At 67.8% G+C, this 14695-nt stretch carries 12 protein-coding genes; 9 read left to right on the top strand and 3 right to left on the bottom strand.

From position 1 onward, the window contains the following. Positions 1 to 31 precede the first annotated feature (31 nt). The 4 genes from NQ165_RS08195 to NQ165_RS08180 all read left to right on the top strand — a co-directional run bounded on the left by NQ165_RS08195 (position 32) and on the right by NQ165_RS08180 (position 5074). Entirely contained in the window at positions 32 to 1459 is a 1428-nt protein-coding gene (locus tag NQ165_RS08195) for a CCA tRNA nucleotidyltransferase (RefSeq protein WP_257532438.1), read from the top strand. A gap of 257 nt (positions 1460 to 1716) precedes the next feature. Then, on the top strand, positions 1717 to 3027 hold the full coding sequence (locus NQ165_RS08190; protein ID WP_257532436.1) for a helix-turn-helix domain-containing protein: 1311 nt from the start codon (positions 1717 to 1719) through the stop codon (positions 3025 to 3027). Positions 3028 to 3132: 105 nt separating this feature from the next. Next, the gene (locus tag NQ165_RS08185; protein ID WP_257532434.1) at positions 3133 to 4683 is read left to right on the top strand and encodes an aldehyde dehydrogenase family protein; all 1551 of its coding nucleotides are present in this window, start codon (positions 3133 to 3135) and stop codon (positions 4681 to 4683) included. Between the two features lies 1 nt (position 4684). Continuing rightward, positions 4685 to 5074, top strand: coding sequence for a DUF779 domain-containing protein (locus tag NQ165_RS08180; protein ID WP_257532432.1), 390 nt, complete (start codon positions 4685 to 4687; stop codon positions 5072 to 5074). A 134-nt stretch (positions 5075 to 5208) separates the two neighbouring features. Here the strand turns inward: NQ165_RS08180 and NQ165_RS08175 are convergent, their stop codons facing one another. Then, positions 5209 to 6357: a hypothetical protein gene (locus NQ165_RS08175; protein ID WP_257532430.1), complete on the bottom strand. Its 1149-nt coding sequence runs from the start codon at positions 6355 to 6357 to the stop codon at positions 5209 to 5211. A 16-nt stretch (positions 6358 to 6373) separates the two neighbouring features. Further along, entirely contained in the window at positions 6374 to 7552 is a 1179-nt protein-coding gene (locus NQ165_RS08170) for a hypothetical protein (RefSeq protein ID WP_257532428.1), read from the bottom strand. Between the two features lie 211 nt (positions 7553 to 7763). Here NQ165_RS08170 and rpsF point away from each other — a divergent pair, with 211 nt between their 5' ends. The 5 genes from rpsF to dnaB all read left to right on the top strand — a co-directional run bounded on the left by rpsF (position 7764) and on the right by dnaB (position 11162). Beyond that, the gene (gene rpsF, locus NQ165_RS08165; protein WP_257532426.1) at positions 7764 to 8147 is read left to right on the top strand and encodes a 30S ribosomal protein S6; all 384 of its coding nucleotides are present in this window, start codon (positions 7764 to 7766) and stop codon (positions 8145 to 8147) included. Positions 8148 to 8152: 5 nt separating this feature from the next. Beyond that, positions 8153 to 8665, top strand: coding sequence for a single-stranded DNA-binding protein (locus tag NQ165_RS08160; RefSeq protein WP_257532423.1), 513 nt, complete (start codon positions 8153 to 8155; stop codon positions 8663 to 8665). 36 nt (positions 8666 to 8701) lie between these two features. Further along, a complete protein-coding gene (rpsR, locus tag NQ165_RS08155) occupies positions 8702 to 8956 on the top strand; it encodes a 30S ribosomal protein S18 (protein ID WP_133541417.1) in 255 nt (84 codons plus the stop codon). A gap of 11 nt (positions 8957 to 8967) precedes the next feature. Then, positions 8968 to 9420 carry a 50S ribosomal protein L9 gene (gene rplI, locus NQ165_RS08150; RefSeq protein ID WP_257532422.1) on the top strand — a complete coding sequence of 151 codons (453 nt, stop codon included), beginning with the start codon at positions 8968 to 8970 and terminating at the stop codon, positions 9418 to 9420. Between the two features lie 380 nt (positions 9421 to 9800). Continuing rightward, positions 9801 to 11162 carry a replicative DNA helicase gene (gene dnaB / locus NQ165_RS08145; protein ID WP_257532420.1) on the top strand — a complete coding sequence of 454 codons (1362 nt, stop codon included), beginning with the start codon at positions 9801 to 9803 and terminating at the stop codon, positions 11160 to 11162. A 393-nt stretch (positions 11163 to 11555) separates the two neighbouring features. Here the strand turns inward: dnaB and NQ165_RS08140 are convergent, their stop codons facing one another. Further along, complete coding sequence (locus NQ165_RS08140) at positions 11556 to 14561, bottom strand: hypothetical protein (RefSeq protein ID WP_257532418.1); 3006 nt, start codon at positions 14559 to 14561, stop codon at positions 11556 to 11558. Positions 14562 to 14695: the final 134 nt, after the last annotated feature.

Below are 14695 nucleotides of genomic sequence, written 5' to 3'. Positions count from 1 at the left end.
GCGCGCAGGACCGCTCGGTAGGCTCGAACCCATGCTCAACATGGCCGAGGGCCTCGCCCGCATCGGCGCGCTCGCCGCGTCGCCGGTCGTCGACACCCTCGCGCGGGCCTTCGCCGCTGCCGGTTTCGAGCTGGCGCTGGTGGGCGGGCCGGTGCGCGACGCGCTGCTGGGACGGTCGACCAACGACCTCGACTTCACCACGAACGCCCGCCCCGACGACATCCTGCGCATCGTCACGCCCGTCTCGACGGCGCAGTGGGACATCGGCCGGGAGTTCGGCACCATCGGCGCGCGCGTGCGCGGTGAGCAGGTGGAGATCACCACGTACCGTGCCGACGAGTACGACGGCACCACGCGCAAGCCCGTCGTCGCGTTCGGGGACGACCTCGAAGGCGACCTGTCGCGGCGCGACTTCACCGTCAACGCGATGGCGCTGCGCCTTCCCGGGCCGACCCTCGTCGACCCGTCGGGGGGCGTGGAAGATCTCGTCACCGGCATCCTGCGCACCCCCATCGACCCCGCGGTGAGCTTCGGCGACGACCCGCTGCGCATGCTGCGCGCCGCGCGCTTCAGCGCCCAGCTCGGGTTCGACGTCGAGCCGGCGACCGTGGCGGCGATGACCGAGCGCGCCGACACGCTGTCGATCGTGAGCCCCGAGCGCATCCAGGGCGAGTTCGTGAAGCTCCTGCAGGCCGACGACCCGGTGCGCGGCATCCGCCTGCTCGTCGAGACCGGGCTGATGGAGAAGTTCCTCCCCGAGGTGCCCGCGCTGCGGCTCGAGGTGGACGAGCACCATCACCACAAGGACGTCTACGAGCACTCACTCACCGTGCTGCGCCAGGCCATCGAGCTCGAGGGCGAGCGCACGCCGGATGCCGCACCCGACGTGCCGCTGCGCGTGGCCGCCTTGCTGCACGACATCGGCAAGCCCGCCACGCGGCGCCTCGAACCCGGCGGCGGGGTGACCTTCCACCACCACGACATCAAGGGCGCGCGTCTGGCCCGCAAGCGGCTGCAGGCGCTGCGCTTCGACTCCGACACCATCGGCGCCGTGACGCGGCTGATCGAGCTGCACCTGCGGTTCTTCGGCTACTCCGAGGGCGCGTGGACCGACTCCGCGGTGCGGCGGTACGTGCGGGATGCCGGCGACGAGCTCGACCGGCTGCACATCCTCACCCGCGCCGACGTCACCACCCGCAACAAGCGCAAGGCCGCGCGGCTGCGCTCGGCGTACGACGACATCGAGCGTCGCATCGCCGAGCTCGCCGAGCAGGAGCAGCTGCAGTCGATGCGCCCGGCGCTCGACGGCAACCGGATCCAGGAGATCCTCGGCATCCCGCCCGGGCCCGTCGTCGGCGAGGCGTACCGGTTCCTGCTGGACGTGCGCCTCGACGAGGGCGTCGTCGACGAGGCCGAGGCCGAGCAGCGCCTGCGCGCCTGGTGGGCCGCCCGCGGCTGACCCGCGCTCCCGGCGCCCGCCCGGCGGCCCGCCGCCGGCCCGCGCGCCGGTCCGCCGCCGGCCCAGAACCGTGAGACTGCACCTGGCGGGTGAGACCGCGGTCGTCACCCACAGTCTCAGTCGGCAGATGCGGTCTCAGCGAACGGGCGGGCCGCCGGCGGCGGCTCACGCGGGGCGCACGACACAGCCCTCGACCGGCCGTCACGGCGCACCTACACTGATCGGCACCAGCTCCCTCACCGATGATCGGAGCGCGCATGTCGTCGTGGTCTACGCGCCGCGAGGTCTCACCCGCGACCTCCCGCCTCATCGTCGAACGCGCGCACGAGGAGCTGCTCGCCGGGAACCTCTCCGACCCGCGTCTCGCCGATGTGCGCCCTCTCGTGCGAGAGTCCTGGCGTCGCTCGCTGGCATCCGCGGTGGGAGCCGAGCAGCTGCCCCGCCTCGATCTCTCCGACGCCGAACTGGACGTATACCGTCGTGGGCATCCTCTCGCCGGCGTGATGCAGATGGTGCGCTCGCTCCTGCTCCCCGGCTCGCCCGACGAGGCGGGCGTCGTCGTCGCCGTCGGCGACGCGGCCGGCCGCCTGCTCTGGGTCGAAGGCGACCGCGGCGTGCGCACGCTCACCGGCGACATGGGCTTCATCGCCGGCGCCAACTGGTCGGAGGATGCCGTCGGCACCTCGGCGCCGGGCACCGCCCTGGCCCTCGACGCGCACGTGCAGATCCGCGAGGCGGAGCACTTCAACCGGTTCGTGCAGCCCTGGTCGTGCACTGCCGCGCCCGTGCACGACCCCGAGACGCGCCGTCTGCTGGGCGTGATCGACGTGACCGGCCGCGCCGAGGCCGCGACGCCCCAGGCACAGCTGCTGGTCGATGCGACGGCTCGCGCGATCGAGGGGGAGCTGATGGTCGCCCGCCTGCGGGCCCGCGCCGAGGCTCCCCGGCGGCGCCCTCCACGACCGCGTGCGACGACCCGCGCCACCCTGCGGGTGCTCGGTCGAGACCGTGCGCTGCTGGAAGCGGGCGCCGACGGCACCCAGACCGTCGTCGAGCTGAGCGCCCGCCACGCCGAGATCCTGCTCATGCTCGCCAGCCATCGCGAAGGGCTCACGGCGGAGGCCCTCAGCGAGCTCGTCTACGGAATGCCGTCGACGGAGACGCTGCGACCCGAGATGGTGCGCCTGCGCCGGGTGCTCGAGCGCATCGCGCCGCACCTCGTCCCGGCATCCCGCCCCTATCGTCTGCCCGCGCCGCTGGAGACGGACGTGCAGCACGTGGTGTCGCTGCTCGACCGCGGAGCGCACCGCGTCGCGCTGTCGGCGTATCCGGGTCCCGTCCTGCCCGACTCGGTCGCCCCGGGCGTCGAGGCGCTCCGTGACTCGCTGCGTGCCACGCTGCGCGAGTCGCTGGTGGGCGAGGCGAGCGTGGATGTGCTGCTGGCCTTCGCCGACACGGCCGAGGGGGAGCACGACGTCGAGCTGCTGCGGCTGTGCCTCGCGATGCTGCCGCCGCGCTCGCCGCGCCGCTCGGCTGTCGTCGCCCGCCTCGCCGTTCTCGAGGCGTGAGCGCGCGCAACCCGATGCAACGTCGTCGGGCGTAGCGTGCCCGGCAGCAGCAGGGTCGTCGCGCCCGCGCAGCACACCACCCATGGACAGTCGAAGGAGACAGACATGACGATCGTCGAAGAGGGCGTCTCGAGCGTCTACGCCGCACCCGGTGAGCACGGCTCGCTGGCCGAGTACCGCTCCCGCTACGGGCACTACATCGGGGGCGAGTGGGTCGACCCGATCAAGGGGGAGTACTTCGAGGACATCACCCCGGTGACGGGGAAGCCCTTCACCGAGGTCGCCCGCGGCACCGTCGAGGACATCGACCGTGCCGTCGACGTCGCCTGGAAGGCGTTCGCCGACTGGCGTCGCACCAGCCCCGCCGAGCGGGCGATCATCCTCAACAAGATCGCCGACCGCATCGAGGAGAACCTCGAGAGGATCGCGGTCGCCGAGACGTGGGAGAACGGCAAGCCGATCCGCGAGACGCTCGCCGCCGACATCCCGCTCGCCGTGGATCACTTCCGCTACTTCGCCGGGGTGCTGCGCGCGCAGGAGGGCTCGCTCAGCCAGCTCGACGAGAACACCGTGGCGTACCACTTCCAGGAGCCCCTGGGCGTGGTCGGGCAGATCATCCCGTGGAACTTCCCCATCCTCATGGCCACGTGGAAGCTTGCCCCCGCCCTGGCCGCGGGCAATTGCGTGGTGCTGAAGCCGGCCGAGCAGACGCCGGCATCCATCCTGTTCCTCTTCGAGATCATCGGCGACCTGCTGCCGGCGGGCGTCGTGAACATCGTCAACGGGTTCGGCATCGAGGCCGGTGCGCCGCTGGCGTCGCACAAGCGCATTCGCAAGATCGCGTTCACCGGCGAGACCACGACCGGCCGGCTCATCATGCAGTACGCGTCGCAGAACCTCATCCCCGTGACGCTCGAGCTCGGTGGCAAGAGCCCGAACATCTTCTTCGAGGATGTCGCGCGCGTGACCGACGACCCGTACTACGACAAGGCACTCGAGGGTTTCACGATGTTCGCGCTCAACCAGGGCGAGGTCTGCACCTGCCCGTCACGCGCGCTCATCCAGCGGTCGATCTACGACTCGTTCCTCGCTGACGGCCTCGAGCGCGTCGCGAAGGTGCGGCAGGGGAACCCCCTCGACCCCGAGACGATGATCGGCGCGCAGGCCTCGAACGACCAGCTCGAGAAGATCCTGTCGTACATCGACATCGGCACGCAGGGCGGAGCGAAGCTGCTCACCGGCGGGGAGCGCGTCGACCTCGGCGGCGACCTCACGGGCGGCTACTACGTCGCGCCGACCGTGTTCGAGGGCAGCAACGACATGCGCATCTTCCAGGAGGAGATCTTCGGGCCGGTGCTCTCGGTGACGAGCTTCGACGACTTCGACGACGGCATCTCGATCGCCAACGACTCCCTCTACGGTCTGGGGGCCGGGGTGTGGAGCCGCACGGGCGACATCGCCTACCGGGCGGGGCGGGCCATCGAGGCCGGCCGGGTGTGGACCAACACCTACCACCAGTACCCGGCGCACGCCGCATTCGGCGGGTACAAGCAGTCGGGCATCGGGCGGGAGAACCACCTGAAGATGCTGGACCACTACCAGCAGACCAAGAACCTGCTGGTGTCCTACGCCGAAGGCCCGATGGGCTTCTTCTGAGATGGAGACCACGTTCAGCAGGGTGGCCGTGACGGATGCCGCGGCCGCCCTGCTGCGCGACCTGACGGCGCAGCACGGGCCGCTGATGTTCCATCAGTCGGGCGGATGCTGCGACGGCAGCGCGCCGATGTGCTTTCCGGTCGGGATGTTCCTCACCGGGCCGAGCGATGTGCACCTCGCCTCGCTCGAGGTCGGACGGGACGACCCGATCGAGGTGTTCATCTCCGAGGCGCAGTTCGAGTACTGGAAGTACACCCACCTGACCATCGACGTGGTGCCGGGTCGGGGCGCGGGGTTCTCGGTCGAATCCCCGACAGGGATGCGGTTCATCGTGCGCTCCCGCATGCTCACCGGCCCCGAGCTCGCCCACTTCGGCCTCGCCCCGGCGTAGTCCGTCAGCCGGTGCCGACGCCGGTGCCGACGCCGTGAGACTGCATCTGGCGACTGAGACAGCGGTTGTCACCCACGGTCTCACCCGCCGGATGCAGTCTCAGCGATCGGGCAGCGGGCGCGGAGCGCGAACGGCTACGGGAGGTCCAGCAGCCACGTGAGCGCCAGCGCCGCGAGGACCAGCCCGGAGATCAGCCACGGGAAGCGCGTCGCGAGGCGGCGGCCCTCCGGGGCCACCCCGCGAGGGGGGCGCCGCAGCCCCGGGGGTGAGGTCACGGGCCGGGATGCCGCGGTCCTGTCGCCGCGCGCGCCGGCGTATGCCGCGCGCCCGCCGCCGCTGCGCCCGCCGCCGCCGCCGACGACCAGCCGCTCATCACGCCAACGCTCCCACTGCCCGAGCTTGTCGAGCACGGCGTCGACCGCCCCGAAGAGCCACTCCCAGGTGGCCGGGTCGGTCGTGCTCACCTTGCGCTTGGTGTACATGAGCAGCCAGTCATCCACGATCTCGACGTCGAGTTCTGCCGCGTTGTCGATGAACCTCGCCATGACGTCGGGGGTGAACAGGTACAGGGCGTCCCGCTCGTACCCCTCGGGGCAGTAGAGCGCGAAGTAGCGGTCGAAGTCGCCCTCGAGGCTGAGCCGCTGCTCCTTCTTGTACAACGTGGGCAGGTTGGAGCCGAACAGGCTGTTGTTGCCGGTCGCATCCAGCACGATGTGGGGGAGCCGGTTGTCGATCTTCACCGCGACGTACCCCCAGCGGTGGGTCCGGCGATGCTTGCCGGAGCCGGTCGTGTAGACGTAGTTCGCGAACTCGACACGGCGCGGCCTCTCGGCGCGCACCACGTCGAAGCTCTCGCGGTAGGAGCCGACCCCGAAGATCATCCCCGGCAGCGCCGTGCTGCGCACCTGCGGCAGGTAGCGCATCCCGTTCGCACGGGCGAAGCGGTCGAGCCGGTACCGACGCGTGGCCGCACGCGACTGCGAGATGAGCACCGAGACCAGGTAGGCCAGGCCTCCGGCCAGGAGCACCATGACGAAGGGGCCGAGTTCGGACAGGGCAGAGAGGCCCGAGGCGAGCGATCGCGCATCGGACAGCGTCCCGATCACCATCATGCCCGCGGAGAACACCACGACCAGCACGACGGCGACGATGCTCGACACCACCGCGTTCTCGGCGCGGCCCGACGCGCGCAGCTCTCTCGCGAACGCACGCACGTCAGCGCGTTTCACGCGCTCGGTCAAGGCTCCCGGGTCGAAGGGCGTGGATGCCGTCGGGTCGCTCATGCGGCCGGGCACCGGGTCAGCGACTCAGCAGGCCGAACAGGCCGAACATGCCGGTCTGCATACCCAGCCACAGCACCAGGAACACCCCGGCCACGATGATGGCGCCCCACGGCACGCGCTGTTGCAGGCGCCGTCCCTGCTGCGCGACCCCGGCCGGCGGGCGCAGGGACTCGGTCGGCGGAGTGAACGGCAGGGTCTCGGCCCCGCCGACGGCGGCCTGGGCCGCGGGCGCCGCCCCCGCCGGGGTGGGTGCCGCAGCGGCCGGCAGCGACGCCGCGGTCGCCAGCCGGTCGTCGCGCCAGCGCTCCCACTGGGCCAGCTTGTCGAGCATCGCGCCCACGACAGAGAACAGCCACGCCCACATGCGGGGGTCGAGCGTGCAGAAGTCACGCCGGGCGTAGAGGAAGAGCCAGTCGTCGACGATCTCGACGTCGAGCTCCGCGGCGCTGTCGATGAGCCGCGCCATGATGTCGGGCGTGAACAGGTAGAGCGCGTCCCGCTCGTAGCCCTGCGGGCAGTAGAGCCGGAAGTAGCGGTCGAAGTCGCCCTCCAGGCTGAGCAGCTGATCCTTGTCGAAGCTGGCGGGCAGGTTCGAGCCGAACAGGCCGTTGTTGCCGACGGCATCCAGCACGATGTGCGGCAGCGGGGTCGACAGCTTGATGGCGATGTAGCCCCAGCGGTGGGTGGTGCTGTTCTTGCCCGACCCGGTCGTGTACCGGTAGTTCGCGAACTCCACGAAGCGCGGGTGCTCCCCCCGCACCAGGTCGGACGCCACCCGGCTGCGTCCCTGGTGGAAGATCATCCCGGGCAGGGGCGGGGTCTTGAGCTCCGGATGCCAGGTCATGCCGTTGGCGGCGGCGAAGCGGTCGAGGCGGTAGGCGCGCTCTCCCTGCCCGCGCAGGGAGCGCACCACCACCACGGCGACCACGGCGGCGACGACCACGATGAACAGCACCGGCACGAAGGCGAGGAGCCCGAACACTCCGCCCCCGACAGAGGCGAAGCCGACGAACATGCTGCCCATCGAGCCGACGATGCTGAACCCGAACACACCCACGACGACGAGGGCGGCGATCGTCTGGACGTTCGGGCTCCCCGATATCCGACCGGTCGCCGAGAGGTGCCGCCTGTGCGCCGCGATCGCCCCACGGTCAGCCGGATCCGTGAGGGGGCGGGGATCGAATCGCGCGCTCATCGCGGGATTCTCCGGTTCGCGTCGTCGGCGGTGCGCTGCATGCCGTCACGCTACCGGGAACCGCGGATTGTCGAGGACGCGCCCCCGTCCGCTAGACTGTCGTGGTTGCCCGTCTGTCGCGCCCCTGTGCGTGTGAGAACGGGCACGTGCACACACCCTCCTGCTTCCGGGAAATGCCCGGGAGCCGTTCTAGTCCGAAGGAGGTGGGTCAGTGACGCACATCCACCAGTACGAACTGATGGTGATCCTCAACCCCGAGATCGACGAGCGCCTTGTCGCCACGAACCTTGAGAAGTTCCTCAAGGTCATCACCAACGGTGGTGGCACTGTCGACAACGTCGACATCTGGGGTCGCCGCCGTCTCGCATACGAGATCCAGAAGAAGACCGAGGGCGTCTACGCCGTCGTCAACTTCACCGCGACCAGCGAGTCCGCGCAGGAGCTCGACCGTCAGCTGAAGCTGAACGAGCAGATCATGCGCACCAAGATCCTCCGCGCTGAAGAGGCCATGGCCATGGTCGCCGCCGAGAAGGAGCGTTCCGACGCGAAGGCCGCCCGCAAGGCTGCCGCGCCCGCGAAGGCTGCGAAGGCGTAACGACGATGGCCGGCGAGACGATCATCACCGTTGTGGGAAACCTCACGGCAGACCCCGAGCTGCGTTACACGCAGAGCGGGCTGCCCGTCGCGAACTTCACGATCGCGTCGACGCCGCGCACCTTCGACCGTCAGGCCAACGAGTGGAAGGACGGCGAAGCGCTGTTCCTCCGCGCGAGTGTCTGGCGGGATTTCGCCGAGCACGTGGCCGGTTCCCTCACCAAGGGCATGCGGGTCATCGCGACCGGCCGGCTCAAGCAGCGGTCCTACCAGGACCGTGAGGGCCAGAACCGGGTCTCCATCGAACTCGAGGTCGACGAGATCGGTCCCTCGCTGCGATACGCCACCGCTCAGGTGACGCGCACCAGCAGCAGCGGTGGTGGCGGAAACGCCGGCGGCGGCGGTGGCGGGCAGCAGTCCCGCCCCCAGGTCGCCGACGAGCCGTGGGCCACGCCGGGTTCGGCGAGCCCCGACGCCTGGAGCGCCCCCGGCGCTTACGGCGACGACACTCCGTTCTGATCTCTCGGATCAACCAACTCTCTCTAAGGAAAAACCATGGCTGGAAAGTCGAGCGGCGACCGCCGCAAGCCGCGGAAGGGCGCGAAGAACGCTGCTCCCGCGAAGGCGATCCGTGTCGGCGTCATTGATTACAAGGACGTCGCCACTCTTCGCAAGTTCATCTCGGAGCGTGGGAAGATCCGCGCCCGCCGTATCACCGGTGTCTCGGTGCAGGAGCAGCGTCTGATCGCCAAGGCGATCAAGAACGCCCGTGAAATGGCGCTCCTGCCTTACGCCGGCGCTGGCCGTTAAGGGGTCCCGACATGGCAAAGCTGATTCTCACGAATGAGGTCGCCGGGCTCGGAAGCGCCGGCGACGTGATCGAGGTCAAGAACGGGTTCGCCCGCAACTACCTCATCCCCCAGGGCTTCGCAGTGGCGTGGACCCGCGGTGGCGAGAAGCAGGTGGCGTCCATCCGCGCCGCCCGCGAGTCGCGCGCGATCCACGACCACGAAGAGGCCGTGGCCCTGAAGAACTCGCTCGAGTCGACCAAGGTTCGTCTGGCCGTCAAGGCCGGCAACGAGGGTCGCCTCTTCGGTTCGGTCAAGACCGGTGACGTCGCGGACGCGGTCAAGGCCGCCGGTCTGGGCGACCTGGACAAGCGCAAGATCCACATCACCTCGCCGATCAAGGCTGTGGGCGAGCACGAGGCGACGATCCGCCTGCGTGACGACCTCACCGCCGTGATCACCCTGCAGGTGGTCGCCGCCAAGTAAGGGCGGTGAAGCGCCCCCTGGGGCGTGTGAACGACACGGATGCCGTGGACCTCAGGTCCGCGGCATCCGTCGTTTCACCGGGTGGCGGGATCCTCCGAACTGTGCATAACGTACGGCTCCGTCCCCAACCTTCAACATCCACTTCAACCACAATCCCATCCACAGGCTGTGGAGGAATTATTCCCTGGTCGTCCCGGAAAACGCATCTGTGCTTTTTGCGGATCCCGGGCGTTTTCCACAGGGATTGTGCACAGGGTGGGCGGCGTTTCGCGCAGACTCTCCACAGAGTTATCCACAGGCTTGGTTGCAGGTGTCGGTGGCCGTGTCTAGCGTGAGATCGTCCCACCCCGACAGACCCGAATCGACGGAGGTACGCACGCGTGTCGATCGCTGACATCTCCGACGAACGGCTCGGCGGCCGCCGTGACAACGAGCGCACCCCGCCGCACGACATCCTCGCGGAGCAGAGCGCGCTGGGGGGCATGCTGCTGTCGAAGGATGCCGTCGCCGACGTCATCGAGACCCTCCGCGGCGCCGACTTCTACGTGCCCAAGCACGAGCTCATCTTCGAGGCGATCCTCAGCCTGTATTCCCACGGTGAGCCCACCGATGTCGTGGCGGTCACCGACGAGCTGATCAAGACCGGCGAGCTCCAGCGCGCCGGCGGTGCCGACTACCTGCACTCTCTGACCTCGATCGTGCCGACGGCCGCCAACGCCGGCTACTACGCCTCGATCGTCTCCGAGCGGGCGCTGCTGCGCCGACTCGTCGAAGCCGGCACCCGCATCGTGCAGATGGGCTACTCCGGCCAGGGCGAGGCCGTCGAGCTGGTCAACAACGCGCAGGCCGAGATCTACGCGGTCACCGGTGCCGAAGCCGCCGAGGACTACGTGCCTCTCGAGACGGCCGTCACCTCGGCCATCGATGAGATCGAGGCCGCGCGAGGTCGCGACGGGTCGATGACCGGCATCCCCACGGGGTTCGCGCAGCTCGACGAGCTCACCAACGGTCTGCACGGTGGCCAGATGATCGTCGTCGCCGCCCGTCCCGCCATGGGAAAGTCCACGCTCGCGCTCGACTTCGCCCGCTCCGCGGCGATCAAGCACAACATGCCCACGATCTTCTTCTCGCTCGAAATGGGGCGCAGCGAGATCGCCATGCGTCTCATGAGCGCCGAGGGGGCCGTGCCGCTGCAGAACATGCGCAAGGGCACCTTGGATTCCCGTGACTGGACCACCATCGCCGCCACCCGCGGCCGCATCAACGACGCGCCGCTCTACATCGACGACAGCCCCAACATGACGCTGGTCGAGATCCGCGCCAAGTGCCGTCGCCTCAAGCAGCGCGTCGGCCTGCGCATGGTGATCATCGACTACCTGCAGCTGATGACCAGCGGCAAGAAGGTCGAGTCGCGCCAGCAGGAGGTCAGCGAGTTCTCGCGTGCGCTCAAGCTGCTCGCCAAGGAGCTGCAGGTGCCCGTGATCGCGCTGTCGCAGCTGAACCGTGGTTCGGAGCAGCGCACCGACAAGCGCCCGCAGGTCAGCGACCTGCGCGAGTCCGGCTCGATCGAGCAGGACGCCGACATGGTCATGCTGCTGCACCGCGATTCGGTGTACGACAAGGACACCCGCCCCGGCGAGGCCGACCTCATCGTCGCGAAGCACCGTAACGGCCCGACCGCGACGATCGAGATCGCCTTCCAGGGTCACTTTTCCCGCTTCACCGACATGGCGCCGGTGTAGCGGACGGCGCTTGCTGTAGGTTTTTTTTGAAATTGTCCATTTCGCGGGTGAAATGTCCACGCGATGTCCATATGGACATTTCGGGTAGTTGAGTCGCGTTGCGGTTCCACGCCGAGATAGCAGCGTCCCGAGCGTGGTTTGCGAGCACTTCCCATTTGCGCTGGTTCAGTGGGTGCCAGCCGCCCAGGTGAACTCAACGATGAGCGCGTGTGTGCGTTCAGGGTCCCGTCGTCGGGAATCGAAGCGGACGGGTCAAACGCGCACCGCTCGGCACGTCGACTTCCTTGCGCATCAGTCAGCTTCTTCCGCGCGAATGGCGACCGGTTTCCGCGCACCGCAGACACCGCAAGCCAATCGTCATGAAACGTAGCCTGCGAGGAACGGGATTAAAGCTCAGGGCCGAAGCAGTATGCCCAAGTAGACAGGTCGTCGGAGGGGATCTACACCAGCGAGCAAGTCGAACAGCCAACGCGTGGCCATTCCGCGGTCCCTCGTCGCCAGGAGTTGGAACGCTCGATCGATTCCATCTGCCAGCGGGTCTAGGACCGCCCCATCAAGACCATCCATGAAACCTCGATCGATGAACCCGAAGGAGGACGGCACGACCCAAATCGAGCGCGCGATCCGCGAAGAAAGCAACCGCAGATTCGCCGTCGTCGACACTTCATCTGGAGAGACACGAACGAGGTATCGAACACATGCTGACATCCACAGCTCGAGAAGATGGCCGTCTCCGAGGAGCGATGGGGCCTGAGTCAGCATCCAGCGGATGACGTTATCGGCAGAGACGCCATCGAGACACTCGATGACCGAGGCGAGGTCAACACTTGCGGCAGGGTGCGAGTCGAGGGCCAACTGGTAGAGGTCCGGCTCAAAGGGGATCCCGACGTATCGTTCTGCGACCAGTAGCGCCCGGATGTCACGTGCATCGGACGTGCTAATCCTCGACTCGCTCTCGAGCGCATCCACGAGACCCAGTGTCGTGAACGTGACGACGCCGAAGTGTGCCGCGATGAGATTTAGCGCTCGATCATCCGACCAGAGCGGCGCTTCATCAGCTGCGACCGCCACAGCTGCGAACCACGCAGCGTCTTCGAATCGGTCCTCTGCGTCTTGCGCCGGAAATCCGGCCACGCGCGAGGCGCGAGGTAGCGGTCGCATAAATCCTACGAGCGCCGCGATTCTTGCGCGATCGGAGCGGTTGCCATTTGCCGGTGCCGAGTGACCCCGTAGTGCAACGGGGCCCTTCCATTGACCGATGTTCGGACCAGCGTGGCCGAAGCGATTCACCGCTTGCAGTCCTTGGACGGCGTCTCGGAACTGCTCCGCCGCGACCGTCAATCGTGCGAAGGGCGCCATCAAGAGTGTGCGCGAAGGGCTCGGGAGGGCGCTGAGCGCGAAAGCCGCCGTGGTGTCGAGGACGGGTCGCCCGTCGAGCGACTCCAGTGCGGACGCGCGGTCGTTCTCGGCGTCACCGCGGGCAAATCGCACTCCAGACGCATGGGAGACAACCGCCTCGCTGTACGTCGCTCCGTGCGTGAGTGAGATTACGCCAAGTGGGAATGCGCCCGAGAAGATTTGCCCATCGAACTCCGAGGTGTCCGGCCGCTCGCCTACGTGAGCGGCAATCTGATCGAGTAGACCGACTGCGTCCTCTTCGAGATCAACTGTGAACTGTCGAATTTGCCCGTCGGGAAAGTCGCGAAAGTAGTCGCGTATCAGCGTGGCGCGCGGGTCATCTGGGTCTGCCTTACCGCCATCGGCGCGACCAGGATTGTCTTGATTGAGTACACCGGTGGCGTCGAGCTCAGACCGCTCACCACCGGCTAGGCCATCGGCATCCTGGGATCCTCCGCCGTCGGCCGCCGGCAACAGAACGAGCCCGACGATGAAGCGCCGGATCTCTTCGTCGTCTGGGAATTGCGCAGCTACAGCAACGAAGTCCTCGGCGGACGCGATTGCCTCCCCGAATTCCTGGCAGAGCCCAAGCCAGACCGTTACGTGCTCCCGACGATGGGGACGCTGCTTTCGGGCGACGGTAATCCACGTCCCCAGGGCCGCGGCCAGCTCCCCGGCGTGATACTGGCAAGTGATAAGAGTCCAGATCGCTGTCTCATCCTCGGGCCTCGCCTTGACGAGGAGTGCCGCGTGCGTCGTGGCCTCATCCCACTCGCGGAGCGCTGCGTAGGACTCGATGAGGATCATGAGTGCTTGTTCGTGTGCACCCCAGGCCTGTGGTGCGCTGCTTCGTGCGTGCTCGGCATAGTCAACCGCATCAGCATCTGAACCGGTGCGGCGAGCTATGCCGGCTGCAACGAGCCAGAGGTTTGCGTCGTTCAGTCGCTCGGCCGCCGCGGTGAGGGCGCGGAGTTGATTTGCTGTATCCCCACGGGCCTCATAGAGCTGACTCAAGATCATGCTGAGCCTCGCCGAGGAGTGGGCGGCGGCTCGCAGTCGCTGCAGCGCACCAGGGGCGTCGCCGAACGCCTCGGCAATCAGTTTCAGTTCTGCCGCGAACTCTTCGTTGCCGACTTGAAGTTGATCACCCACGAACGGATGTAGGTAGCCCATCGTCGCCAACTTGACGGCCAATTGCCCCTTCTGGTCCCACTCCTCAACAAGCTCGAGTGCCTCACTGAGATAGTGGATGGCAGCCTCTGAGTCGCCGTCTGCCGCTGCGACGGCACCCTTCAACTGCAGGACGAGGGAAGGCGCGATGCCCTCTTGTTCGAGAAGCAGTCGCGCGGGTTCCAGGACTCCGTTCTCTGCACTCATGAGCGCGTAGATTGCGCGAACCGACGGGGCGGCAGCTTCAATCTCAGTTGCCTCACCGTCGGGGGGTGGAGTCGCTAGCGCCATAGCGCGCGTGGGGTCATTCAGCAGTCGCGCAGCGGTCACTGCAAGCACCACCACCGCGCTTGTGTCGTAGCCCCAAACGCGCTGCGCATCTCGCGTCTCCAACAAGAGCTCCAGGGCGTCAGAAAGATCTGCCGAGTGAACCGGTGAACCGTCGCTGGTGGTGTCGCGAGCGATGAGGGCGCGTGCAGCGATCAGAGCGCCCGCTGGAGACCCCTGCTCTCTTGCGAGCGGCAGGGCAAGGTCAATTGCGCGGTCGAACTCGTTCGCATGCAGAGCAATCCTTGCCAGGAGCACTCCGCGAGTGACCGATTCGACGGCGGTCGACGGGTTCCAGTAACGAATTGCTGCCGCTGCTCTATCGAGGTCACCGGAGAGTTCCAGATTGCGTGCCTGGACGAGAGGGTGATGGATATCTGCGGGGACAAGACTCGGATCATCTGGCCCCTGCTGGAGCCAGAGACGACGAATCTCCCAATACCCGAGAGGGTGCGCGCCCAGCTTGAGCGCTCGATCGAAGTACGCGGTAGCGGCTGACTCCAACCCCAGGTGAATCGGCCTGGCTTTCGTTCCTATTGGGAGCTTTGTCCGGCAGGGGCCGGCTGGGCTGATTCGAGGTCAGCGTAGTACGCCTGCTCGACCTCGGCGGGGGTGCGCATGTCGAGCTCGCCGTGGAG

Source organism: Microbacterium sp. zg.Y1084, assembly GCF_024623595.1.
In the GTDB taxonomy this organism is placed as follows: Bacteria; Actinomycetota; Actinomycetes; order Actinomycetales; family Microbacteriaceae; genus Microbacterium; species Microbacterium wangruii.
This window is presented reverse-complemented; position numbering and strand designations above follow the sequence as displayed.

Bases quoted from the DNA above. Each gene is read 5' to 3' on its own strand.
- NQ165_RS08195 (WP_257532438.1), top strand. From the start codon at position 32: ATGCTCAACATGGCCGAGGGCCTCGCCCGCATCGGCGCGCTCGCCGCG.
- NQ165_RS08190 (WP_257532436.1), top strand. From the start codon at position 1,717: ATGTCGTCGTGGTCTACGCGCCGCGAGGTCTCACCCGCGACCTCCCGC.
- NQ165_RS08185 (WP_257532434.1), top strand. From the start codon at position 3,133: ATGACGATCGTCGAAGAGGGCGTCTCGAGCGTCTACGCCGCACCCGGT.
- NQ165_RS08180 (WP_257532432.1), top strand. From the start codon at position 4,685: ATGGAGACCACGTTCAGCAGGGTGGCCGTGACGGATGCCGCGGCCGCC.
- NQ165_RS08175 (WP_257532430.1), bottom strand. From the start codon at position 6,357: ATGAGCGACCCGACGGCATCCACGCCCTTCGACCCGGGAGCCTTGACC.
- NQ165_RS08170 (WP_257532428.1), bottom strand. From the start codon at position 7,552: ATGAGCGCGCGATTCGATCCCCGCCCCCTCACGGATCCGGCTGACCGT.
- NQ165_RS08160 (WP_257532423.1), top strand. From the start codon at position 8,153: ATGGCCGGCGAGACGATCATCACCGTTGTGGGAAACCTCACGGCAGAC.
- rpsR (WP_133541417.1), top strand. From the start codon at position 8,702: ATGGCTGGAAAGTCGAGCGGCGACCGCCGCAAGCCGCGGAAGGGCGCG.
- rplI (WP_257532422.1), top strand. From the start codon at position 8,968: ATGGCAAAGCTGATTCTCACGAATGAGGTCGCCGGGCTCGGAAGCGCC.